Source organism: Acinetobacter sp. AB03, from assembly GCF_058107045.1.
Genome location: NZ_JBUEBA010000002.1, coordinates 3,008,309 through 3,032,057, shown reverse-complemented (window position 1 = coordinate 3,032,057; position 23,749 = coordinate 3,008,309). Strand labels below are relative to the sequence as shown.

At 42.7% G+C, this 23,749-nt stretch carries 19 protein-coding genes; 12 read left to right on the top strand and 7 right to left on the bottom strand.

What is annotated here, in order from left to right; all coding sequences use genetic code 11:
* Window positions 1–264 precede the first annotated feature (264 nt).
* The 3 genes from dinB to mdtD form a co-directional block, all read right to left on the bottom strand.
* The gene (gene dinB / locus ACY3FQ_RS15190) at window positions 265–1,326 is read right to left on the bottom strand and encodes a DNA polymerase IV (RefSeq protein WP_436905378.1); all 1,062 of its coding nucleotides are present in this window, start codon (window positions 1,324–1,326) and stop codon (window positions 265–267) included.
* Window positions 1,327–1,461: 135 nt separating this feature from the next.
* Window positions 1,462–2,247, bottom strand: coding sequence for a glycoside hydrolase family 25 protein (locus ACY3FQ_RS15185; RefSeq protein WP_489774301.1), 786 nt, complete (start codon window positions 2,245–2,247; stop codon window positions 1,462–1,464).
* 98 nt (window positions 2,248–2,345) lie between these two features.
* Window positions 2,346–3,740 (bottom strand): multidrug transporter subunit MdtD, encoded by a 1,395-nt coding sequence (gene mdtD / locus ACY3FQ_RS15180; RefSeq protein ID WP_287166735.1) that lies wholly within the window; start codon window positions 3,738–3,740, stop codon window positions 2,346–2,348.
* Between the two features lie 160 nt (window positions 3,741–3,900).
* Between mdtD and ACY3FQ_RS15175 the strand changes: the two genes are divergently transcribed.
* Together ACY3FQ_RS15175 and ACY3FQ_RS15170 are read left to right on the top strand one after the other, a co-directional pair.
* Window positions 3,901–5,808 (top strand): choice-of-anchor I family protein, encoded by a 1,908-nt coding sequence (locus ACY3FQ_RS15175; RefSeq protein ID WP_279682029.1) that lies wholly within the window; start codon window positions 3,901–3,903, stop codon window positions 5,806–5,808.
* A gap of 166 nt (window positions 5,809–5,974) precedes the next feature.
* A complete protein-coding gene (locus tag ACY3FQ_RS15170) occupies window positions 5,975–6,949 on the top strand; it encodes a hypothetical protein (protein WP_004692891.1) in 975 nt (324 codons plus the stop codon).
* Window positions 6,950–7,007: 58 nt separating this feature from the next.
* Here ACY3FQ_RS15170 and ACY3FQ_RS15165 read toward each other — a convergent pair whose 3' ends face one another.
* Entirely contained in the window at window positions 7,008–7,628 is a 621-nt protein-coding gene (locus ACY3FQ_RS15165) for an LOG family protein (protein WP_287166737.1), read from the bottom strand.
* 332 nt (window positions 7,629–7,960) lie between these two features.
* On the opposite strand from ACY3FQ_RS15165, the gene ACY3FQ_RS15160 reads away from it, so the two are divergent.
* The 6 genes from ACY3FQ_RS15160 to ACY3FQ_RS15135 all read left to right on the top strand — a co-directional run bounded on the left by ACY3FQ_RS15160 (window position 7,961) and on the right by ACY3FQ_RS15135 (window position 16,789).
* The gene (locus ACY3FQ_RS15160) at window positions 7,961–9,541 is read left to right on the top strand and encodes a TerC family protein (RefSeq protein ID WP_058868707.1); all 1,581 of its coding nucleotides are present in this window, start codon (window positions 7,961–7,963) and stop codon (window positions 9,539–9,541) included.
* Window positions 9,542–9,611: 70 nt separating this feature from the next.
* Entirely contained in the window at window positions 9,612–10,079 is a 468-nt protein-coding gene (locus ACY3FQ_RS15155) for a YchJ family protein (protein ID WP_058868708.1), read from the top strand.
* A gap of 59 nt (window positions 10,080–10,138) precedes the next feature.
* Entirely contained in the window at window positions 10,139–10,783 is a 645-nt protein-coding gene (locus tag ACY3FQ_RS15150; RefSeq protein ID WP_004692884.1) for a trimeric intracellular cation channel family protein, read from the top strand.
* Between the two features lie 103 nt (window positions 10,784–10,886).
* Window positions 10,887–12,206, top strand: coding sequence for a niacin transporter NiaP (gene niaP / locus ACY3FQ_RS15145; protein ID WP_201953250.1), 1,320 nt, complete (start codon window positions 10,887–10,889; stop codon window positions 12,204–12,206).
* Between the two features lie 535 nt (window positions 12,207–12,741).
* Window positions 12,742–14,961 (top strand): DNA topoisomerase IV subunit A, encoded by a 2,220-nt coding sequence (gene parC, locus ACY3FQ_RS15140; protein WP_279682034.1) that lies wholly within the window; start codon window positions 12,742–12,744, stop codon window positions 14,959–14,961.
* Window positions 14,962–15,109: 148 nt separating this feature from the next.
* Complete coding sequence (locus ACY3FQ_RS15135; RefSeq protein ID WP_489774298.1) at window positions 15,110–16,789, top strand: AMP-binding protein; 1,680 nt, start codon at window positions 15,110–15,112, stop codon at window positions 16,787–16,789.
* Window positions 16,790–16,837: 48 nt separating this feature from the next.
* Here ACY3FQ_RS15135 and ACY3FQ_RS15130 read toward each other — a convergent pair whose 3' ends face one another.
* Entirely contained in the window at window positions 16,838–17,218 is a 381-nt protein-coding gene (locus tag ACY3FQ_RS15130) for a hypothetical protein (RefSeq protein WP_005401008.1), read from the bottom strand.
* Between the two features lie 107 nt (window positions 17,219–17,325).
* Between ACY3FQ_RS15130 and ACY3FQ_RS15125 the strand changes: the two genes are divergently transcribed.
* The gene (locus tag ACY3FQ_RS15125) at window positions 17,326–17,730 is read left to right on the top strand and encodes an MAPEG family protein (protein ID WP_005401007.1); all 405 of its coding nucleotides are present in this window, start codon (window positions 17,326–17,328) and stop codon (window positions 17,728–17,730) included.
* Between the two features lie 117 nt (window positions 17,731–17,847).
* Complete coding sequence (gene ppa / locus ACY3FQ_RS15120) at window positions 17,848–18,372, top strand: inorganic diphosphatase (protein WP_004692877.1); 525 nt, start codon at window positions 17,848–17,850, stop codon at window positions 18,370–18,372.
* A 102-nt stretch (window positions 18,373–18,474) separates the two neighbouring features.
* Here ppa and ACY3FQ_RS15115 read toward each other — a convergent pair whose 3' ends face one another.
* Window positions 18,475–19,788, bottom strand: a complete 1,314-nt coding sequence (locus ACY3FQ_RS15115) for an OprD family outer membrane porin (RefSeq protein WP_005401006.1) — start codon at window positions 19,786–19,788, stop codon at window positions 18,475–18,477.
* A gap of 465 nt (window positions 19,789–20,253) precedes the next feature.
* On the opposite strand from ACY3FQ_RS15115, the gene ACY3FQ_RS15110 reads away from it, so the two are divergent.
* Both ACY3FQ_RS15110 and ACY3FQ_RS15105 read left to right on the top strand, forming a co-directional pair.
* On the top strand, window positions 20,254–21,024 hold the full coding sequence (locus tag ACY3FQ_RS15110; protein ID WP_287166742.1) for a TorF family putative porin: 771 nt from the start codon (window positions 20,254–20,256) through the stop codon (window positions 21,022–21,024).
* 346 nt (window positions 21,025–21,370) lie between these two features.
* A complete protein-coding gene (locus ACY3FQ_RS15105; protein ID WP_058868716.1) occupies window positions 21,371–22,141 on the top strand; it encodes a TorF family putative porin in 771 nt (256 codons plus the stop codon).
* 69 nt (window positions 22,142–22,210) lie between these two features.
* Here the strand turns inward: ACY3FQ_RS15105 and ACY3FQ_RS15100 are convergent, their stop codons facing one another.
* On the bottom strand, window positions 22,211–23,698 hold the full coding sequence (locus ACY3FQ_RS15100) for a YifB family Mg chelatase-like AAA ATPase (RefSeq protein WP_279698090.1): 1,488 nt from the start codon (window positions 23,696–23,698) through the stop codon (window positions 22,211–22,213).
* Between the last annotated feature and the right edge of the window lie 51 nt (window positions 23,699–23,749).

Genomic DNA, 23,749 nt, shown 5'->3' with positions numbered 1-23,749 from the left:
ATTGGATTATTCTGATGCTACTAGAGCGCTGCTCTGAAATATAGAGGGGGAATACCATGATAAATATCAGAGATGTCCTGTAATCTTCGGATTTGATCGTCACGCCAATCACAGGACGTATGCTAAAAGTAAAGGTAAGTTTTAGCATCTCAGCGGTTACATGGATAAATGCAGCGCATCATTAGATTACTCTAAAAACACAGTTTGTGAATGCTAAATTGCATTATTTTTGTTCTTTTGGTTAAAAAATGACTGATTGAGCAATCAGTCCGACCACAAAGAGAGCTGGGGTAGAGGCTCTTGAGTCGAAAGTGCATAGACCCCAACACCGATAAGACGAAATTGTTGATCCGGTGTGATTTGCATTTCTTTGAGTAAGATATCTAAGGTCATTTGTAGTTCAGTTTGATGCTTTAATGGCGTTTTGAAGCTTTTACTGTGCTGTAGGGTTTGAAAGTTTTTCAGTTTCAGTTTGACGGTGACACCGCGGGCATACAGTTGCTTTTTCTCTAAGCTTTGCCAGACTTGTGCAATCAACTTGGGCCAAAATGGGAGACACTGTTCAATAGTTAAATCATCATCAAAAGTGGTTTCTTTTGAAATTTGCTGACGTTCTCGTTCCGCTTGTACAGGACGCTCATCAATCCCTTGTGCATATAGATAGAGCTGTTTGCCATACTTGCCAAAATGATGAATCAGGATATTTTCATCCACATGCTGTAAATCACCTAAAGTTTCAAGTTTGAGCGCATGTAATTTTTCTTGCATGACTTTACCTACTCCAGGAATTTTTTTAAGCGGCAAGTGCTGAATAAACTGCTGAACTTGTGAGGGTTTAATTACACAGATACCATTGGGTTTATTCCAGTCCGAAGCAACTTTGGCTAGAAACTTATTCGGTGCAACACCCGCAGAGGCGGTCAGTCTTGTGCTCTGAAAAATATCAGCGCGGATGCGTTCAGCAACTTCTGTGGCGCTGGCCAGTTGTTGTAAATTTCCCGTCACATCTAAATAAGCTTCATCTAAGGAAAGCGGTTCAATGAGTGTGGTATAACGCTGAAAAATTGTATGAATTTGCGCTGAGACCGCACGATATTTAGAGAAACTAGGTTCAATCACCACCACTTGAGGACAGCGTTTTTTGGCTTGAGTCATCGACATTGCAGAGCGGAGCCCGTAGCGACGTGCAGGGTAGGATGCAGCTGCAATGACGGCACGAGGATGGTGTGAAGAAATCACCACAGGTAAATGCTTTAAGTCGGGACGATCAAGTAACTCCACAGAGGCATAGAAGGCATCCATGTCGATGTGAATGATTTTTCGCATGCTGAATTTTAATGTTGAAACCTAAGTCAGTATTGCACTATTCAGATCGATTGCGTAGTCCTGTATGCGGCATAAGCGACATAGTTTGACTTGGTATTTTTGTATTTGAACTTCAAAGATGAGCTTGAAACTGCTCTACTTGATCGGTAAGTTTTGTGGCAGTTGATAAAGCCCTTGGCGCTCTAAAAAGCTGATCCAATCTTGTTCTGAACCTTGAAATACATTGAGATCCACCAAGGTTGGTATACCTTTAATTTGACCTTGGCTAGTGTGTTGCCAAAAGGTCCATTTCGGATTGCCTTTGAGCTCAGGCTGGCCTTGATATTCACGAATCCAAAGGGGAGTTTGTTTAAATTCATCGACCAAAACAATATTATAAAATGCTTTAGATGTATAAAAAATGGGTTGCAAACCATAGTGTTGATACAGTTGGTCGTGCATGACCTGAATTTCTTTGAGCAGCTGTTCTCTGGTATAGGTGTTGATACAGGTGCTGTCATATTCCAAATCAATCACAGGCGGCAAACTATCGGTTTTCTTCGGCACAGTTTCGATAAAGTTCTGCGCCTGAATCTGGCCATCACGGCATAAACGATAAAAATGATAGGCCCCGACCAAAAAACCTTGTTCACGGGCTTTGAGCCAATTGTCCTGAAATTTACGGTCTTTGAAATCGCCCCCTTCAGTGGCTTTTAAATAAACGAATTTAAACTCTTGGGGAGAAATCGATTGCCATTGGATGTCGCCCTGATGATGAGACACATCAAAGCCTTTTACCGGATACTCTTGGGCAGATGCGACATTGTTCTGCAAGAAAAAATAGGTGATTCCCAGTCCGACACATAGCATCACTACACAGGCAAGTATGTAATAGGGGTATGAGGTTTTTGACGGCGTGGAAACTTTTTTTCTAGCGGGCATGCTTTTGCAGGTATTGGTTTTTAGCTCATCATCATAGCTCGAATTTGCGGAACTGACCATGATGATTATGGTTAGTAAATGGCAGTACTTCGTATCTGTTATTCATCCACGGTATCTTTGGGGATGTGCCAGAAAATGGCCGCGGTAATCAGGTTAATACAGCCCAATACAATCAAGGTGTTATGGAATGCCATGACGATGTGATCTGTGCCCCAATACGCTGTAAAAACATTGACCAAAGTACCCGCCAGAGCCACACCAATACTCATCGACACCATCATGATCATCGACAAGAAACTGTTGCCACTGCTGGCATCTTGTTGCGGTAAATCTTTCAGCGTGAGGGTATTCATAGACACAAATTGCAGGGAGTTCAGCATACCAAAAACAAAGAAATGCAGCGCGCGCAGCCAAGTTGGGGTGTCTGCGGTATTGAGGGCAAAACTGGCGATACATGCACCGACCAACAAGGTGTTAACCAAAAGCACGTGGCGATACCCGAAGCGCTGAATCAAGTGACGAATGATGGGTTTAGACGCCAGTGAACCCAGCACGGTCGGAATCATTAAGAGTCCGGTCACAAAGGGTTCAAAACCGAAAGCCACTTGTAACATGAGTGGCATCAAAAAAGGCATGGCATTGCCACCGAGGCGAGCAAAGAAGTTACCTAAAATACCCACGGCATAAATGCGGTTACGAAACAGTTTACTGCGAAATAGCGCATTTTGATGGGTATGTGCATGATAGGCATACCAAAGCGCAGTCACCAAGCTCAGTACAATCAGCCCCATACTCCACCATAAAGTCAGGTGTGGGCTGGCAAAATTTTCAATCCCTAAAGATAGTCCTGCCATGGCGATGACCAACAGGATAAAACCCCAAAAGTCAAAACGAGGCACATTCTGCTCGGTGACATTCGGCATGGCTTCAAAACTAATCAGGACCCCTAACAGTCCCATGGGGAGGTTAATCAGGAAAATCCAATGCCATGTACTGACTTCGACCAACCAGCCCCCGAGTGTTGGCCCGATCAGTGGACCAATTAGTCCCGCGAGACTCATCAAACTCATGGCCGATAAGAATTGCGTCCGCGGAATGACCTTGAGCATGGCTAAACGGCCAACAGGGAGTAATAATGCACCACCCACACCTTGTAGTACGCGATAGAACAATAACTCATTTAAGCTTTCAGAAAAGCCACAGCCCAGTGAGGCAAGGGTAAAAATGATAATGGCACTGAAATAGGTATTGCGCACTCCAAAACGGTCGGCGAGCCAGCCACTCAAGGGAATACAGGCAGCAACGGCAAGCACATAGGCCACCACCACGCTATGCATTTGCAGCGGATCTTCATTCAAACTGGCTGCCATAGCGGGTAGAGCGGTATTCACAATGGTGGTATCTAAGCCTTGCATAAAAAAGCCAATCGAAACCAAAAGTACCAAAAGACGGTACTCAGGAGCGAGTGCTTGATGGGTCGGCGTTTGGTTCATAGATACAACAAAGTGAAATTTTTAAACAGTTTAGCTTAATTTAAGTTGGACTGTTGTTGCGAATGTGCATTTATCACATGCCATCAAATTGACATCTCTACGTCATGTGTTTGCAACGCGTACGTCATACATTGGTCAAATTTGAACCGATATTTAGATCATGATGAATAAAACTTATAGTGCCGTTTTTTTAGCATGCATGGGGTTGGGCTTAGTAGGATGTAATGACAGTGATGATGCGCAAACCATCACATCACCGCCTGTGGTAGAGGAAGCCACGCCGAATAGTATTGAACTGGTTCATCTTGCAAGTTATGAGTCGGGAATATTTGGACAGAGTGCAGCTGAAATCCCCGCCTATGATGCTGCGAGTAAGCGTCTGTTCGTGGTGAATGCACAAAAAGGCATGGTCGATGTTTTAGATTTCTCCCAACCAGCGCAGCCGACATATATCCAATCTTTGGATGCCAAAACTTATTTAGCCAATTCCGAAGTGAATAGTGTCGCGGTGCATAATGGCATCGTGGCACTGGCGGTTCAGGCTGAGGATAAAACCCAAACGGGTATTGTGGCTTTCTTTAAAGCACAGGATCTCTCTTTTATCAGCCAAGTCAACGTGGGGGCTTTGCCAGATATGTTGACCTTCACGCCTGATGGTCGAAAAGTACTGGTAGCGAATGAAGCGGAACCGAATGAAGGGTATCAAGTCGATCCTGAAGGTTCGGTCAGCATTATTGATATTTCAGATATTCAAAAACCAACAGCAACTATTGCGGGCTTCCACGCATGGAATGACCGTAAACAAGACTTATTAGATGTAGGCATTCGTATTTTTGGCCCAGACATCAGTCAATATCCAAATGTAGCGACAGCAGGTATTCAAACGACCACAGTTGCACAAGACCTAGAGCCTGAGTACATCGCAGTCAGTGCTGATGGTAAAAAAGCATGGGTTAGTTTGCAAGAAAACAATGCGATTGGGGTTTTAGACTTAGCAAAAAATCAATTTGTTGATCTTTTCCCGATGGGCTACAAGGACCATAGTTTGCCTGAAAATGCCTTGGATGGAAGTGACCGTGACTGTGCTATTGGTCAAGACTCTTTGGGACGTAGTATTACAGAATGTGCAAAAGATGCAGGCATGATTAATATTCGCTCTTGGCCGGGGCTATATGGCATGTATATGCCCGATGCCATTGCACAATATCAAGCCAATGGCAAAACCTATTTGGTCACAGCCAATGAGGGGGATGCCCGTGAATGGCTAAGCGATGAAGCCAAATACTTTGAAGGCGGGGACTTAAATGCTGGTTATGCTGAAGAGATACGCATCAAACATTTGTTTAAAAAAGCAGGCTTTGACGCCAAAGGTGATTATGCCGCGCATTTACGTCAGCTTGCACCGGGCGTAAAAGGGGCGAAATTAAACCCAGAGGTGTTTAAACCTTGTCAAACGGCTGATGCAACAGAAGTCTGCGCGGATAATTTAATTAAAGACTCACAAATTGGACGTTTGACCATTAGTTGGACGCAAGGTTATCAAAAAGATCCACTAACAGGTCTGCCGAAGTTGGATGAAAATGGTCGTCTGACTTATGACAAATTATATGCCTATGGTGGCCGTTCGGTGAGTATTGTCGACCCTGAAACCAAGCAGATTGTATGGGACTCGGGGAGTGAGTTTGAGCGAAAAATTGCGGAGTTGTTTCCACATCAATTTAATAGCAATCATGAAGCATTTAAATTTGATGACCGTAGTGACAATAAAGGCCCTGAACCTGAAGGCGTGACATTGGGTAAAATTGGTGCAAAGACCTTTGCCTTTATTGGACTTGAGCGTGCCAGTGGCATCATGGTGTATGACATTAGCAACCCGAATCAGGCTAAATTGGTTCAGTATCTGAACCATCGCAATACCAATGAAACAGAAGTCACGAAGCAAGGTGACTTAGGCCCAGAAGGTTTGATTTTCATCGCGGCGAAGAATTCACCCAATGGTCGCCCGCTGTTGGTGGTGGGAAATGAAGTCAGTGGTAGTACAGCGGTTTATGAAGTCAAACTCAATTAAAAAAACTGAGTTTTGACTTTGAAAAAAGAGCACTACGGTGTTCTTTTTTATGGCGCTACAAAAAATATATGACAAGGATGTCATGAAAATGAAATAAAACCGTCATAATCTTTGGCAAACGTCCAAGGGCACTGTCTTGGAATAAATTATTCAAAAGGTTGGTTTTATGACAATCGAAATTTTGATGGTGATAGGCTTTTGTTTAGCCGCTTATTCTATCGTCGGAAATGATGTGCCACAGACATTAGGTACGTTTATTTCATCCAATGCACATCGTCCATGGTGGGTGCTTTGGCTCTTTATCAGCACCATTTTGGTGGTGGTGTTGATTTATGGTTGGTATGCATCCGGTGTGGGGGATGCATCATATGGTCGTTTAGAAACGATCCCTTTTCCTGAGGGTGGGGTCACGTGGCTCTATATTGTGCCACCGATTTTACTGTTATTTTTAACCAAATACGGAATTCCCGTCAGTACCACTTTCTTAGTCTTAACCATTTTCTCGCCTGCAAGTTTAGGCTCGATGATGGTGAAATCGATGATGGGCTATGCGGTGGCCTTTGTGGTTGCGATTATTGTCTATCGTTTTGTAATGCGCCAAGTCGCGAAGTATTTTGCGAAAACCCGTAATCAAGAACCATCGCATATTTGGATTGGGCTACAGTGGGTCTCTACGGCTTTTCTGTGGAGTCAGTGGCTGATTCAAGATTTGGCCAATATTTTTGTCTATGTACCCCGTCAAGTGCCGTTTTCATTTTTACTGTTTGCCATCACGGTCTTTGTGGTGTTGTTGGCGGTGATTTTGTACCAACGTGGTGGTGCGATTCAGAAGATTGTCGATACCAAAACAGGTGTTACCGATATTCGTGCAGCGACCATTATTGACTTTATGTATGCCCTCATTTTGTTGGTGTTCAAAGAGTGGAGCAATATTCCAATGAGTACCACATGGGTATTCTTAGGTTTACTTGCAGGTCGTGAGTTTGCAATGTCGATGATTTTTGATGAAGTGAACAAACACCGCACTTCGCGTAACGTCAGTAAAGATGCGATGAAATTGATGTTTGGCTTAGCCATGTCCGTGATTTTGGCGACCACACTGCCGTGGTTCTATAACTTTGTCACCCATTATGGACAATAACCGCACATGTTTAAAAAGCGAGCTCTAGGCTCGCTTTTTATGGCATTAAGAACAGGGTTTAAATGGCAAAGTGTGCTGGACTGCCGAGGTTGGCAATGGCTGAATAAATCTGTTCAGCATGGTTGCACACAATCAGTTTTGCGCGGTGCTGTGGCGGTAGAAAACCTTCTTCTACTGCATGATCCAACTGGGTAATCAGTGCGTCATAGAAACCATTGACGTTATAAATCATCATCGGCTTTTGGTGTTGGTTCAGTTGTCCCCAGGTTGCCACTTCTAAAATTTCTTCAAAAGTGCCTAAACCACCAGGTAGTGCGACAAAGGCACTTGCACGTTCGGCCATTAAGGCTTTGCGCTCATGCATGGTTTGTACAACATGTAATTCGGTCAGTTGGTGATGCGCAATTTCATAATCCAGCATAAATTCTGGAATGACGCCGACGGCTTCACCGCCGTGGCTAATCATGGCATCGGCCACTTGTCCCATGAGGCCAATACTTGCCCCCCCATAAACCAGACCAAAACCCTGTTTAGCTAAACCTTGTGCCAGTGCAATCGCTTTTTCTTGATAAATCGGTTTATTGCCCGAACGAGAACCGCAATAAAGTGCGATCAGAGGTTGCGTGGTTTGAACGTTTACTTCAGTGTTGAGAGAGGATGTTTTTAATTTACTATTCATGGCGTATGTTTTTACCTTTTACTTTATCTACTTTTTCTTTCATAGTTTAAGCAAGAAATGTGACTGCAAGCTGTATTTAATCTCACAATCGGGTAATAATTTGTTAAATCCTTTAAAACAGTGCGCTTTTGAAAAAAAGATGAATTTCATTTAGATCTTGCCTATACTTATTTCCTGTTTTACAACACAAGAACGAACATGGGTAGTGGTAGTTGTCGCTCAAGACATCTTCAGTTTTCCGAAAATAATTTACAGCGAGCAGTGCTGAATCTTCATTTTTATTCGCCTAATCATTATGCGCGTTATACATTCCCTCGACAGGAGCAGATCACATGATATTTGAATGGATGTCTGATCCTTCTGCGTGGGTGGGCTTACTCACCTTAGTGGTGCTGGAAATTGTGCTGGGGATTGATAACTTGGTTTTTATTGCGATTTTGGCGGAGAAACTTCCACCAGAACAACGCAATACGGCTAGAGTTGTTGGTTTGATCCTTGCACTCTTAATGCGTTTGGTGCTGTTGGCCTCAATTGCTTGGGTGGTGACACTGACCGAGCCGCTGTTCCATATCTTCGATCATCCTTTCTCAGGACGGGATTTGATTCTTCTGTTTGGTGGGGTGTTCTTGTTGTTTAAAGGCACCATGGAACTGCATGAACGTATTGACGCCAAAGTGGTTCAGAAAGAAGAAAGTCCAGCCAATGCTGTGTTTTGGATGGTGATCGTTCAGATTGTAGTTTTGGATGCTGTGTTTTCCTTAGACTCGGTGATTACCGCAGTCGGTATGGTTAAACACCTGTCTGTAATGATGATTGCGGTGATTATTGCCGTGGGCATTATGTTGTGGGCATCGAAAGCCTTGATGGAATTTGTCAACAAACATCCGACCGTGGTGATTTTGTGTCTCGGCTTCTTGATGATGATCGGTTTCTCATTGATTGTAGAAGGCTTTGGTTTCCATATTCCAAAGGGCTACTTATATGCCGCGATTGGTTTCTCGGTGGTTGTTGAATTCATCAACCAAACCATGCGCCGTAATCAAGAAAAAATGGTCACCACCACAGACCTTCGCTATAAAACTGCATCTGCGGTGCTGCGAATGTTGGGCGGTAAAAGTAGTGATCATGCCTCTGAGCCTGAAGATGTATTGGCAACTCGCGCCTACGCGGATGAAGTATTTGATCCTGAAAATGGGGTCTATCATAGTGTCTTGGTACAAGGGGTGCTGGGTTTGTCTGAACGTCCAGTGAAGTCCGTGATGACCCCACGTCCAGAGTTGGAGTGGATTGATTTAGAGGATGAAGAAGCCTCAATCAAATCACAACTACTCAGTATTACGCATTCACGTTTAATCGTGGCACGGGGCGAGTTAGACAACATCGCAGGTGTGGTGCTGACCCATAAAGTTTTAAACGAATATATCGAAACCGGTATCCTCGATTTTGATAAACATTTACGTGAACCTGTGATTGTGCATGAAAATGCGCAAGTCCTGATGGTGATGGAACAATTGCGTCAAGCACCGTTGCAAATGGCTTTGGTCTTGAACGAATACGGCTCGATTGAAGGGATTGCCACGCCGATTGACGTATTAGAGGCGATTGCAGGGGAGTTCCCTGATGAAGATGCAGAAGATAATGTGGCTGAAAGTTTAGAAGATGGTAGCTTGATGCTCGATGGTTCAACCGATATTCGCCATGTGTCGTTATTGTTGGATCGTGATTTGGTCGACGAGTCTGATCAGTACTCAACCTTGTCAGGCTATATCCTCTTTCATTTAGGTCGTTTACCCGAAAATGGCTCTAGCCTTGAAGCAGATGGTTGTATTTTTGAAGTGGTGACGATGGATGGGCACAAAATTGAAAAGGTGCATGTGATTCCAAAGTCGGATCTGCACAAGGAATCCTCTTAAAACAAACCGTAATCTGGTTTGAACAGGTTAAAATAGCTCGCAATGTCGAGCTATTTTTTATGGAAAAATCATGAGTAATGTTGAGTGTCCGTGTGGACAGGGCGAATATAAGCAGTGCTGTCAGCCTTTGCACTTGGGACAAAGTCATGCGCAGAGCGTGGCTCAACTTATGCGCTCACGTTATAGTGCTTTTGCTAAACAACAAATTGATTACATTGTACAAACCACAGCGTTGGGGCAGCAACAGGCTCTAGATGTTGCAGCAATTGCAGAGTGGAGTCGAAGCAATCAATGGTTGAAGTTGGACGTCGTGCAGGCCAATGAAAAACTCGATAAAAACCATGCCATGGTCGAGTTCAAAGCCTATTATCATGATGGCACATCGCCACAGATACATCATGAAATTTCACATTTTGTGAAACATGCAGAGGCATGGTATTTTTTAGATCCAACCACTGAAATGCATATCACCATGAAACAAGCGTGCATCTGCGGTTCAGGGAAAAAATTTAAACAATGTTGTGCACAATTTTTATAATTTTAAGCAAATTTGGCTTAGAATAGCGCGCATCAATTAGCCTATATGGAATCCAGGCGATGTTACTCACTATTATTTATATTATAGCGATCACAGCAGAGGCAATGACAGGTGCACTGTCGGCGGGTCGGCGTAGTATGGATTGGTTTGGTGTAGTGATTATTGCTTGTGTCACAGCGCTGGGCGGCGGTTCTGTCCGCGATGTGTTATTAGGACATTATCCGCTGACTTGGGTCAAGCATCCTGAATATTTGATGCTGACCTGTTTTGCCGCTTTTATGACGATTTTGATTGCCAAGTGGATGCGCCATTTACGTAATATCTTCTTGGTGCTCGATGCTCTGGGCCTGATCGGTTTTACCATCATTGGCTGTCAAATTGCCTTAGAAATGGGACATGGTTTTGTGGTGTCTGCGGTCGCAGGAGTTCTGACAGGGGTATCGGGCGGTATCTTACGTGATATTTTGTGTAATGACGTCCCTTTGGTCTTCCGCCGTGAACTGTATGCCAGTATTTCTTTTGTCGCGGTGATTTTCTATTGGGGCTGCATTCAGCTCGGTTTATCACTTGAGCTGACCGTGATTTCGACTTTGATCTTTGGTTTTAGCTTACGTCTAATCGCGATTTACTTTGGCTTAGAAATGCCAAAATTCATTTATCAAGACGATGATGAGCAATCGGCTTCCTCGAAAGATGCCAGCTAAAATAGCAGTGATTTGACTGCCTTATTTGTATAAAAAAAGCACATAATGATAAAGCCTGTTGAGAAAGCAGCCTGCTATCTTTTCCCGCTTTAGAGGCCGAGCTATGGATTTAGTTTCTCGCATACAACGCTTACCGATCGGTAAATTTCACTACACCTTGTTGTGGGTCATTGGCTTGGGCTGGATGTTCGATGCCATGGACACGGGGCTGATTTCTTTTATTTTGGCAAAAATGGCCGAAGACTGGCACATGAGCCCAACCGAAAAAGGTTGGGTGGTCTCAATTGGCTTTGTCGGAATGGCCATTGGTGCGGTGTGCTCAGGTGGTCTGGCCGATCGTATTGGGCGTAAAACAGTTTTTGCCGCGACCCTAGTGATTTACAGTTTAGCGACGGCAGCCTGTGCTTTTGCCCCGAACTTAACATGGTTGTTGGTGTTTCGTTTTATTGTGGGTCTCGGTTTGGGTGGACAGTTGCCAGTAGCGGTGACCTTGGTCAGTGAATACATTCCTGCGCAGGTGCGTGGGCGTTTTATCGTGCTGCTAGAAAGTTTTTGGGGCTTAGGTTGGCTTTGTGCTGCATTGGTGGCGTATTTTGTGATTCCAAAATTTGACTGGCATATGGCCTTCTTAATCGGTGGAATTCCTGCACTGTACGCCATTGTGATTTGGTTCAAAGTGCCTGAGTCAATTCCTTATCTCATTAACCGTGGTCGTATTGTGGAAGCGCATGCCTTGGTGCAGCAGATTGAACGTCAATGTGGTGTGGAAGTGATCGAGCATATCATCGTTAAACCGGTGGCAGAAAAAAAGACCGTGTCTTTTACACAGCTCTGGTCGGGGGCATTTGCGCGTAGAACCTTGATGTTATGGTTGATTTGGTTTGGCATTGTTTATTCGTATTATGGCATTTTTACATGGTTACCCAGTTTGCTGGTGAAGCAGGGGTATAGCATTGTTCAGTCTTTTGAATATGTACTGGTGATGATTTTGGCACAGCTTCCGGGCTATGTGGCCGCAGCATGGCTGGTCGAAAAGCTGGGACGCAAAGCAACCTTGGCTGGTTTTATTGGCATGTGTGCAGTTTCCGCGTATTTCTTTGGTCAAGCTGACACTGTGAGCATGATCATGTTCTGGGGCTGTCTGATGTCATTCTTTAACCTTGGTGCATGGGGAGTGTTGTATACCTATACCCCAGAACAATATCCAACCAATATCAGAGCTTTTGGTTCGGGCTGGGCATCGGCCATTGGTCGTATGGGCGGTATTGTTGCACCGATGGTGGTGACACATATGATGGTACAGAGCAATGGATTTAGTGCGATTTTCATGATGTTTACCGCAGTGTTGCTTGCGGTTGCAGCGGTAATTTTGATTTTGGGTGAAGAGACCAAAGGCAAAACATTGGAAGAAATTGGACTGTAATTTAGTCCGTGCTGAAGATTGAGAGTCAGATGTGCTGAGACTCTCAGTCTTCAATACACTTCAACATAAAATCTAGATGATGGATCTGAAAATAGCCGATAACCAGATCCAACTCAGCAATAAAAAATTCAATCTGCTCGGCTGAAATGTGGCTTCTCAACATTGCATTTTGATAAAAGTTAGCCCCGTGCATGATGAGGCTATTTAAATAGCTGCGACTTGATTGATGCAATCTATCCAATTGGTTGTGTCGTATTTTGGGCGAGGATGCCCCGATTTTTTGTCGATCGTATCGATCAAGTTGAGAAGACTGAAGTTGCTTAACCATTTTCATTGATGAGCAGAGATGAACACAGGAACTGAACTTCAAAATAATTAGTTGCTCATTTTAAAAAAAATGGATAATTTTACGACACTAGGAACATCTAAAGACGCAATTTGTCGTAGTGGTGTACGCTTTCACTTGTATAGGCAGAGCCTGCGACATAGCATAAGAACTTAAACAAAAAACGATTAATTAGGATGACAGGTTGTTATGACGAACCTTGCGCATCAAGCGACAGAAAACCGTTCCGTAGCAGAATTTACTGAACAAGCATATCTCAATTACGCCATGTACGTGATCATGGATCGTGCCTTACCGCATATCAGCGATGGCTTAAAACCTGTACAACGCCGTATTGTGTATGCCATGAGTGAATTGGGGCTGAAACACAGCGGTAAACCCAAAAAATCTGCGCGTACCGTTGGCGATGTACTCGGTAAGTATCACCCGCATGGTGATTCGGCCTGCTATGAAGCGATGGTGCTGATGGCGCAGCCTTTTAGTTATCGTTATCCGTTTATTGAAGGTCAAGGTAACTGGGGTTCTCCCGATGATCCGAAATCGTTCGCGGCGATGCGTTATACCGAAGCCAAATTATCTCAGTATAGTGAAGTGCTTTTGTCTGAACTGGGACAGGGGACTTGTGACTGGCAGGATAACTTTGATGGTTCGATGAAAGAGCCAGTCACTTTACCTGCACGTATTCCGAATATATTGTTAAATGGCACCACAGGCATTGCAGTTGGTATGGCTACGGACATTCCACCACATAACCTGCGTGAAGTCGTGAAAGGCACCATTGCCTTAATTCGTAATCCAAATTTAAGCGATGAAAAAGTTGCAGAATATATTCCTGCACCCGATTTGCCGACCAAAGCAGAAATTATTACACCACCTGAAGAGCTGTTAAAAATACAAAGCACAGGTCGGGGCAGTTACCGTATGCGTTCGGTGTATCGCATCGAAAAAAATGAAATTGTGATCACGGACTTGCCTTATCAAGTGTCAGGCTCGAAAGTAATTTCACAAATTGCAGATCAAATGCAGGCGAAAAAACTGCCTTTGGTGAGCGATGTACGAGATGAATCAGATCATCAAAACCCAACCCGTTTGGTAATCGTACTGCGCTCAAATCGGATTGATGCTGAAGCGGTGATGAGTCACCTTTTTGCCACCACCGATCTTGAGTCGAGCTATCGGGTCAATATGAACATGATTGGTGCGGATGGCCGTCCACAAGTGAAATCGATTCGTCGTATTTTGCTGGAGTGGATTGAAATTCGAAAGGAAACTGTTACCCGTCGTCTGCAATATCACCTGAATAAAATTGAAAAACGTTTACATATTTTGGGCGGTTTGATTATTGCCTATTTAAATATTGATGAAGTGATTCGTATTATTCGTGAAGAAGAACAGCCCAAAGCGGAGTTGATGTCACGTTTTAATATTGATGACATTCAGGCTGAAGCTATTTTAGAACTCAAGTTGCGTCATTTGGCCCGACTTGAAGAAATGGAAATGCGCCGTGAGCAAGAAGAGTTAGAAGCCAAAGCTGCACTGATTCGTGAACAGTTGGCTAATCCAGAATCTTTAAAAGCTTTGATCATCAATGAACTCAAAGATGATGCGAAAAAATACGGCGATGACCGTCGTTCACCAATCGTGCATCGTGCAGAAGCGACGGCGATGAGTGAGCAAGATTTCATGCCTGCTGATCCTGTGACCGTGGTCTTGTCTGAAGCGGGGTGGATTCGCTCAGCCAAAGGTCATGAAGTTGATGCTGAAAACCTGAACTTCCGTGCAGGCGATCAATACCTCAGTCATGCACAAGGTAAATCGAATCAGCGCGTGTATGTGCTGGATGAGTCAGGACGTAGTTATGCACTAGCCATTAATAGCCTACCGTCCGCACGTGGTCTGGGAGAACCGTTGAGTTCAAAATTATCCCCAGCCAGTGGTGTTGGTTTTAAACAAGTCTTCATTGCTGATGATGAAGCCGAAGTCATAGCACTAAGTAGTAAAGGATATGGGTTTAAAACACAGGCAAAACAGTTAGATACCAATGCAAAAGCAGGGAAAGCCTTCCTGACTTTACCTGAAAAAGCCACAGTTATGCCATTAATAAGTGTTGATCAGGCCACCCATTTGGCGTTATTGACCTCAGCGGGTCGTTTGTTGATTTTAGAGTTGTCAGAGTTGCCTATTTTGAATAAAGGTAAAGGTAATAAATTGATACAACTTGAAGAGAAAGATCAAATTGTATTTATGACAAGATTAACGCTAGATGAAATACTGCAAGTCGTTGCAGGACAGCAGCAATTAAAATTGAAGGGTGATGACTTGCAAAAATACATAGGCAAAAGAGCATCAAAAGGGCAGTTATTACCACGTGGTTATCAAAAAGCAAATAAACTGTTAGTTCAGAGATAAAACTAGCATCCATTGATCAAAATACGTTATATATGGTATGTATGCGGGAAATGGATGCAGTATTAAGCAACAGAAGTTAAATAAAGAGCGCTTAATATTGAGAACAATAGTTGAAATTTAAGGATTACTGATAGGAGAATCGGGCGATATGGAAAAAATTTGGTTCGCAGAATACCAAAAAACGGGGATTCCAGAGACTGTAGAATTGCCACCAGAAAACACGTCATTAGTAGATGTTTTTGAACGAAATTTCCAAAAATTTGGCTCTCGTGATGCTTTTATCTTTATGGATAAAGTGCTCACTTTTAATGAGTTAGAAGAAGCAAGCCGTAAATTTGCAACGTATTTACAAAGTTTGGGTCTAGCAAAAGGCTCACGTGTCGCTGTGATGATGCCGAACGTTCTTCAGTATCCTATCGTTGCTTTGGGTGTATTCCGTGCAGGTTTAGTATTGGTTAACGTCAATCCACTGTATACCGCGCGCGAACTTGAACATCAGTTAAATGACTCGGGTTCAGAAGTTTTAGTGATCATCGAAAACTTTGCCTCTGTTTATCAAGCGATTAATGGTAAAACGCCAGTTAAACATGTCGTGATTGCCTCTGTAGGTGACATGTTGGGTACATTAAAAGGCACCCTGGTGAACTTTGTATTACGTTCTGTGCGTAAGCAAATTCCAGCATGGAATATTCCTGGTCATATTCGCTTTAATGCGGCAATGTCGAAAGTTAGTGCGAGTAACTATAAGCGCCCGAACTTAACGTTAAGTGACACAGCAGTGCTTCAGTACACTGGCGGCACTACAGGGGTATCAAAAGGTGCAGAACTGACGCATCGCAACCTTGTGGCGAACATGTTGCAGTGTGACGGTATTTTCCAAAGTAAATTTGGTGCTCAAGATGGTCAACCTGATGACCGCATTTTCTGTGCCTTACCGCTATATCATATTTTTGCGTTCATGGTTTGTGCGATGTACGGCATGTACAAAGGCCAAGCCAACGTTTTGATTCCAAACCCGCGTGATTTACCTGCGGTGATGAAAGAATTACGTAAATACCAACCGTCATTCTTCCCAGCAGTGAATACACTATTCAATGCTTTAGTGAACAATGAAGAGTTTAAGCAACTCGACCACAGCAAATTGAAAATGGCGATGGGCGGTGGTATGGCGGTGCTTCCTTCTACAGCAGAAGCGTGGAAGCGAATTACTGGAACCAACATCATTGAAGGTTATGGCCTATCTGAAACTTCACCTGTGGCAACGGCAAATCCGCCAGCGTCAGAAGAATTTAGCGGCACGATTGGTATTCCATTGCCATTAACTGAAGTTGCAATTTTGGATGATGACGGTAAGGAAGTTGCACTGGGTGAACAAGGTGAGATTTCAATCCGTGGTCCACAAGTGATGCGTGGCTATTGGAATCGTGCAGATGAAACAGCTAAAGTGATGACTGAAGATGGTTTCTTCCGTACGGGTGACATTGGTGTCATGGACGCTCGCGGCTATGTGAAAATTGTAGACCGTAAGAAAGACATGATTTTGGTGTCAGGCTTTAACGTTTACCCTTCAGAAATCGAAGAAGTGGTTTCAAAGCATCCTAAAGTATTGGAAGTAGCTGCCATTGGTGTACCTGATGAAAAATCAGGTGAAGTACCAAAACTGTTTGTAGTGAAGAAAGATCCATCTTTAACCACAGAAGAAGTCTTGGCCTTTGCGAAAGAGAACTTAACGGGTTACAAACGTCCGCGTTATGTTGAATTCTTAGATGAGTTACCGAAATCAAACGTAGGTAAAATCCTACGTAAAGATTTACGTAAAACAGCTTAAGTTCAAATAAAAAAAGCGCCATCAGGCGCTTTTTTTTCATGTTCGCATTTAATTCTTCATTAACCAGCGATCAATATAGGGACGGCCAATGCCCAAGATGCCAACAAAGGTCAGCATCGTACCGCACTGACGACTAAAGGCTGGGAAAGCAAAACTACCAAAACTCAGGACATTATCGATCAGACAATAGACGGTCACTGCAAGCAACCAAGACCATAGGTTTTGACGTTTAATCCCGACCATCCAAAATGCAATGATCAGCATGACCAGTGTGCCAAGAGTCGAACCAATATTCATATTGGCACAAATGACCGCCAATAAAAATGCAGTAACGGGAAGCACAATCTTTAAAACACGATCCACTTGGCGTTGATGTTGACGCTGAATTTCGAGTACGTCGAACATTTCTTTTTGATCAGGGCTAGCCATGCTGGAGTCTCATCGGGAAATTATAAAAACACTATAATTTAACCAAATTTATCCTCGGAATGCCATGCTATGATAGCCGTCGAAATGATCTTGATGAGAAAAAACCAATGCAAAGCATTAGCGGGATTATTTATCTCATTTTAATTGCTTGTTTACTGCCTTACGTATTTACAATCATTGCTAAAAAAACAGCAGGATTTCGCGCCAAAGATAATCAACATCCGCGTGAATTTCTAGCCAAGACGACTGGTCTGGCTGCACGTGCCAATGCTGCACAGCAAAATAGCTTTGAGAGTTTACCCTTATTTATTGCAGCCATTTTAATGGCTGAATATATGGTGATTCCGCAAGTGGTCACTATGACGTTTGGTATTGCCTATCTTGTCTTTCGTGTGGTGTATGGCATTTGTTATTTGGCTAACTGGTCGACGCTTCGATCGATCGTTTGGCTGTTGTCACTGCTTTGCCCAATTTGTTTATTATTGTTGGTCATTCGACTGACAATGGGCTAAGTGCGAAACATACATATTTTCACCCAGTGGATGTATAATCGCAGAAATATTTTTTTCTCAAAAACCGTTATAATCGATGCGGTTTTTAAAAGATTTAACTTGTTAAAGAGTGATGTTATGAGCTACAGCAATATCCCTGCGGGTAAAGATGCACCGAACGATATCTACGTGATCATCGAAATTCCTGCAAATGCAGCACCAATCAAATATGAAATTGATAAAGATTCGGATGCGCTTTTTGTAGATCGTTTCATGGGTACAGCAATGTTCTACCCAGCGAACTATGGTTATGTACCAAACACCTTGTCTGAAGATGGTGATCCATTAGATGTACTTGTTGTAACGCCACATCCAGTTGAACCAGGCTCAGTAATTCGTTGCCGCCCTGTAGGTAAATTGAACATGGAAGATGATGGTGGTATCGATGCGAAATTGATCGCAGTTCCACATGACAAGTTAACGCCAATTTATAAAGACGTGAAAGAATATACCGATCTTCCACCTTTATTGATTCAACAAGTTGAACACTTCTTCGCGCACTATAAAGACTTAGAGCCAGGGAAGTGGGTTAAATTAACAGGTTGGGAAGGTTCTGAAGTTGCTAAGCAAGAAGTGCTTAAAGCAATCGAAGCAGCAAAATAATTCTGTCTATGAAGCCTCGATTGAACTGTGTTTGATTGTAGGCTTCAATAAAAAACCTGCACAATGTGCAGGTTTTTTATTAGATTAGCTTTTCCATAGAAATTAGAAGAATTTCACAGGAATGTCTAACCAAACACGCCATTCGTTGGTGTCACCAATGTATGCATTTGTTTGATATTCATCACTTGCACGGTAGTACGAATGACGTAAACGTAAGCTCGCATCTTTAGCAAAACCAGATTGAACTGTATATTTCACTTGGTTAAAGAATTCATGCTCTTGCGCATCATTCGTCATATCTTTGACTTTGATATCCCAACCGTATACAAATGCAGTTGTCCAGTTTAGACCTGGTAATATACCTAATTTACCAAAATCAAGACTGTACTGGATTTGGGCAGATTTTTCATCGTTACCAATAAAGTCAGAAAGGTATGAGTTTGGAAGGTATATACTTTGGAAGCCATCAGCATTTTGACCATAGTCATAACCAACATTACCACTGTTTTGTTGGTATGCAACCATGATGTTATGTGCGCCAGTATTATAAGCTGTAGAAAGAGCCCAAATATCATTCTTACGATCTGATAAGTTATCAGTGGTTTGTGAATAAGTATTTGCTGCTTCATCAAACTTAGTATGATAAGCACTTAAATCGTAAGTTAATGAACTGTCATTCGCTAAAGGCTGTTTAAAGTTCACATTTACATAATGACGTTCAAGAGCATTTTTGCTGTCTAAGCCATAATAAGATGCATTTAAATTGTCATCAAATTTGTACTTAGCTCCCCAAACAATTGCACGATCAAGACCATTGCCATTGACGTCAGCATCGGTTTTGATTTGATCAGACATTTGGTTCTTAGTAAATTTACCAGCAACAATTTCAAGATTCTTGATTTCGTGGCTAGTTAATAAAGTACCTGTAAAATATTCAGGAACCATACGTCCAGTATTACTTGCAAGAACAGGTAAATCGAGTACTTGAGTACCATAACGCACTTCAGTATTTGAAATACGCGCTTTGACGATACCGCCACCACGAGCCCAGTGGTCATAAGCATCAACATGGCCATTTGAATCTTTTGCACCATTGTTGTGCAATGGAATCATTTGGTTGCCAGCATGGTTATTTTCGCCTAATTTGAACGAACCATCACCAACTACGCCTAAACCAAACCCAACGATACCTTTGGTATAACCAGACTCAATTTTAACTATTGCGCTTTGAGCTGCTGAACTTGTATCAGCTACACCATTTTTCTTGTCACGACTTAAATAACCAGTACGAAATAACACTGATCCTTCAGCGTCCTCAACGAAACCTTTAGATTCACTTTGCTCACTCGCAAAAGCTGTTGATATAAGTGCAGTTTGTACTAAAACTGCTAATGCTAATTTTTTTGTGTTTTGCATTGGGGAGCGAACCTTATACAAATTGGATGGAAAGAGAACAGCAATTGTATAAGTAATCGCTGAAAAATTGTCATTTTTATTTAACATATTCAACTAAAGTAATGCATTTTTTTGTAAGCGATATGTTTGAAATATTTTAATTTTAGTTAAAATATTCAGTTTACTAAAATAAATCTTTATCTTTATAAAACATCGAATTATTTTTCTCTTCTTAATTCTGTTTTTTGCTATGTATCGCAGAATATAATATATAGACTGTTAGGTCATTTTAGCTTATGAATCAAAGTGTTCAGTCATTTCTAGTCGTCTGGAATCGGTTCAGAATAACCCATACCCAGATTGGCAAATGATGAATTACACAGCAGTTGCCTAGATAAAATGGACCCATTGTTAAAAAATAGCTTTAAAATTTATAGGTATGGAATCAGTAAATGATTCATGTCTAAAGAGATTTTGAGAGCTTAAATGCATAAAAATTCACATAAAATTGCACTATTTTTAATTTTTTCCACTGGCAGTATGTTGGTCAACGCAAGTGAGCCACAGCAACAAAGTTCAGAAGGTGGACTCAGTGGAAGCCTTGCTGTGCTCAGTCAGTATATTTATCGTGGGGGTATTGAAAATGATCAGCCGACCCTACAAGCAGGGCTTGAATATGAACATGCATCTGGTCTATATGCTGGTTATTGGGCTTCAACACTGAATTATGATGCAGCGGATATCAGTAAAGATCACGGTGTTGAGCATGATTTTTATATGGGGTATGCAGGCACACTCAGCCCAGATTTAAGCTACCGCTCACATATTGTGACTTATTTATATAATGATGGCGGCTCGGTCTATAGTGAAGATCGCACAGAACGCCGAAGTACGACTGGAGCGGAGTTTGTAAATAGTCTGAGCTATAAAGACTTTGATGTAGGCGTCACGGTGGCTTTAGCCGATGTAAGCTATGCCAATGCAGGCGATACCTATTTAAGCCTTGCACATCATTATGCACTTCCACAAAACTTTCAACTCAATAGTTCAATTGGTGCATCGATTTATCGTCAGCATGATGATGCCATACTCACTACAGAGAAGAACTTTACTGTTAATGAAGTTCGCTTAGGCCTGAGTAGACCCTTTGCAGAGACAGGGATCGAGATGTCTGCGGATTATATTTATGGTGTACATAATCGTATGGGAGAGGATTTAGAGGACCATCTGGTGCTGGGTTTAACTTACAACTTCTAAATGTTACAAATATGAAGAGTGCATCCTGATCGGTTGGAGATGCACTTTTTTTATGCACTTAAAAACGTACGTTCCAAAGATGAGTCTCAAAATAGCGCATATTGTAAACAATTATGTTTGCTTGATCAGCTTGGCTTCAATTCACCGCGAAGATATTTTACGATCAAGTTGAGTGCGAGTTAATTTTTTTATATTTCATATAAATTGAATAAAAACAAATTCTTAATATGACTTTTTGAAAAACGGGTCTGGTTTTGAATTGAATGTGGCATAGCTATTGCTACTACCTACATGAGTTTATCGAAATAACCAAAAAACGTCGGATACGATGTGGGGGAATCAAACAATGAAATTTGCACTTAAAGCATTATCTTTAGCTGTGGTGGCTTCAGCTTCTACATTCACTTTCGCAGATGACGAGCCAGCATTACCGTTTGGTTTCTCTTTTAGCGGAAGTGCTGCTGTAACAACCGACTATCGTTTCCGTGGTTTAACTCAAACCCAAAATGATCCAGCGGTACAAGCGGGCTTTACTTTGGCACATGACTCAGGCTTGTATTTGGGTCTTTGGGGGTCAAATGTTGATTTTGGCGAAGGTTCACCGAGTTTAGAACTCGATCCATCGATTGGTTTTGCAACAACATTAGAAAGCTTTGCCAGCAAGCCAGTGCTTGATGTGGGTATGGTGTACTACAACTATCCAAGTGCAGATGATCTGAACTGGTTAGAGTTTTATGGCAAATTAACCTTTGCGAGTGTCTTTACTGAAGGGGACAGCCTACTGACCAATGTAAACTATACCAATGACTATGTTGCAGCAGATACAGACAGTTGGAACATCAATGCTGGTTATGCAATTCCATTTGGTTCAACGGGCTTTGGTGGCGTTGCGAATGTGGGTTATACCGTGGTCAGTGATGAAGATAAATATTCATTTGGTGATGATGACAATTATGTCGATTGGAAAGTAGGTGTGACCTATGCATTCCAGTCTATTCCTGGTGCAACAGCAGAATTGGCAGCAGTAGGAACCAATATTGATACTGATAATCTGGATCATGTGACAGCACGTGGTGTAGAAACAGGTGCTGTGTTTACCTTAACTAAAACTTTCTAAGTTTTAGCATCTTCAAAACCCCTCTAGTCATAGGACTGGAGGGGTTTTTCTATGTGGAATTTAGCAATTTTAGGCATTTTGCTGTCGGTAGGAGAGAGCTTCAGTCAAATGTCCTGTTTGGATGTGCTCTGACTGGGCCAAATCCGCAATGGTTCTGGCCACTCTTAAAATCCGATGATAACCCCGAGCAGACAAATTTAAACGCTGTTGTGCTTTTTCAAAGATTAAAGCCGCTTGTCCATCTAGCGGTGCGAATTGTTCGAGTTGTTTGGGTGATAAAGCCATATTGAGACAAGCTTGGCGCTGCATTTGCCATTCATAAGCTTGAATCACGCGCTCACGTACAGTTGCCGAGTCTTCCACGGCTTGTGTGTCTTGCAATTCAGAAGCATGCAAGGGTGGTACATCAATATGTAAATCAATCCGATCCAGCAAAGGCCCTGAAATGCGGTTTTGGTAGCGTTTAATCGCCTCGGCTGAGCACTGGCAACGGCTATCTTGATTAAAAGCATAACCACAGGGACACGGGTTCATTGCGGCAATCAGTTGGAAATTGGCTGGAAAGGTGATCTGCCGTGAAGCACGCGAAATCACAATCTCTTTGGCTTCAATCGGCTGTCTTAAAACCTCCAACACCTTGCGGTCAAACTCTGGTAGCTCATCTAAAAACAGCACGCCTTTATGTGCCAAAGTAATTTCACCGGGTTTGGGTTGTGACCCGCCACCGACTAGGGCAACTGCAGAAGCTGTATGGTGCGGTGCACGAAATGGCCGCTGTCCAAAAGGATGTTGATGATTGGCCACCGAGTAAATACTCGCCACTTCCAAATTCTCTTGCGTGTTCAAGGGCGGTAAAATACTGGCTAAACGTGAAGCCAATAGGGTTTTCCCTGTTCCTGGCGGTCCTTTAAATAGCAAAGAATGACCACCTGCTGCCGCAATCTCTAAGGCACGTCTCGGACGTAGTTGACCTTTAACATCGGCCAAATCAAATTTGTAATGTTGGGAGGCTTTTAGCGCCGTGGGTTGAAACTGTTGGATGAGATGGTTTTGCGACAGATGCTCACAGACTTGTTTTAAATGTTGCGCTGCAAATACTTGAAAATTGGGCAGTTGAGAGGCTTCTTGCGCATTGGCCTCAGGTAAAATCAGTTGATGTCCAGCTTGCTGGCAGGCAATCGCAATACTTAAAGTACCTGAAATTGGTCGCAGTTGCCCATCAAGTGCCAACTCACCTATAAATTCAAAATTGTCAGTCCCTTGCTCAGGGAGCTGACCAGAGGCAATTAAAATACCCAGTGCAATAGGCAAATCCAGTCGTGAGCTGTCTTTGGGCAGATCTGCGGGCGCAAGGTTGATAGTGAGGCGTTTAGTCGGAAACTGAAAGCCACTATTGATAATGGCGGAGCGTACCCGATCTTTACTTTCCCGAACGGCTGCTTCAGGAAGCCCCACAATGGTTAAAGAGGGTAGTCCTTGGCTCAGATGAACTTCAACTTCAACCGAAGGTGCGTGTAAACCGAGCAAAGCTCGAGTGTAAATTTTGGCAAAAGACATCTTTTGTTCCATTATAGTGCATTATTTTAATTCGTTATGCGTCTTTTGTTG

Coding starts and splice junctions, on each gene's coding strand:
- dinB (WP_436905378.1), bottom strand. CDS start 1,326: ATGCGAAAAATCATTCACATCGACATGGATGCCTTCTATGCCTCTGTG.
- ACY3FQ_RS15105 (WP_058868716.1), top strand. CDS start 21,371: ATGAAATTTGCACTTAAAGCATTATCTTTAGCTGTGGTGGCTTCAGCT.
- ACY3FQ_RS15160 (WP_058868707.1), top strand. CDS start 7,961: ATGATATTTGAATGGATGTCTGATCCTTCTGCGTGGGTGGGCTTACTC.
- ACY3FQ_RS15155 (WP_058868708.1), top strand. CDS start 9,612: ATGAGTAATGTTGAGTGTCCGTGTGGACAGGGCGAATATAAGCAGTGC.
- ACY3FQ_RS15125 (WP_005401007.1), top strand. CDS start 17,326: ATGCAAAGCATTAGCGGGATTATTTATCTCATTTTAATTGCTTGTTTA.
- ACY3FQ_RS15130 (WP_005401008.1), bottom strand. CDS start 17,218: ATGGCTAGCCCTGATCAAAAAGAAATGTTCGACGTACTCGAAATTCAG.
- ACY3FQ_RS15115 (WP_005401006.1), bottom strand. CDS start 19,788: ATGCAAAACACAAAAAAATTAGCATTAGCAGTTTTAGTACAAACTGCA.
- ppa (WP_004692877.1), top strand. CDS start 17,848: ATGAGCTACAGCAATATCCCTGCGGGTAAAGATGCACCGAACGATATC.
- ACY3FQ_RS15100 (WP_279698090.1), bottom strand. CDS start 23,698: ATGTCTTTTGCCAAAATTTACACTCGAGCTTTGCTCGGTTTACACGCA.
- ACY3FQ_RS15135 (WP_489774298.1), top strand. CDS start 15,110: ATGGAAAAAATTTGGTTCGCAGAATACCAAAAAACGGGGATTCCAGAG.
- mdtD (WP_287166735.1), bottom strand. CDS start 3,740: ATGAACCAAACGCCGACCCATCAAGCACTCGCTCCTGAGTACCGTCTT.
- ACY3FQ_RS15110 (WP_287166742.1), top strand. CDS start 20,254: ATGCATAAAAATTCACATAAAATTGCACTATTTTTAATTTTTTCCACT.
- ACY3FQ_RS15165 (WP_287166737.1), bottom strand. CDS start 7,628: ATGAATAGTAAATTAAAAACATCCTCTCTCAACACTGAAGTAAACGTT.
- ACY3FQ_RS15150 (WP_004692884.1), top strand. CDS start 10,139: ATGTTACTCACTATTATTTATATTATAGCGATCACAGCAGAGGCAATG.
- ACY3FQ_RS15170 (WP_004692891.1), top strand. CDS start 5,975: ATGACAATCGAAATTTTGATGGTGATAGGCTTTTGTTTAGCCGCTTAT.
- ACY3FQ_RS15175 (WP_279682029.1), top strand. CDS start 3,901: ATGATGAATAAAACTTATAGTGCCGTTTTTTTAGCATGCATGGGGTTG.
- niaP (WP_201953250.1), top strand. CDS start 10,887: ATGGATTTAGTTTCTCGCATACAACGCTTACCGATCGGTAAATTTCAC.
- ACY3FQ_RS15185 (WP_489774301.1), bottom strand. CDS start 2,247: ATGCCCGCTAGAAAAAAAGTTTCCACGCCGTCAAAAACCTCATACCCC.
- parC (WP_279682034.1), top strand. CDS start 12,742: ATGACGAACCTTGCGCATCAAGCGACAGAAAACCGTTCCGTAGCAGAA.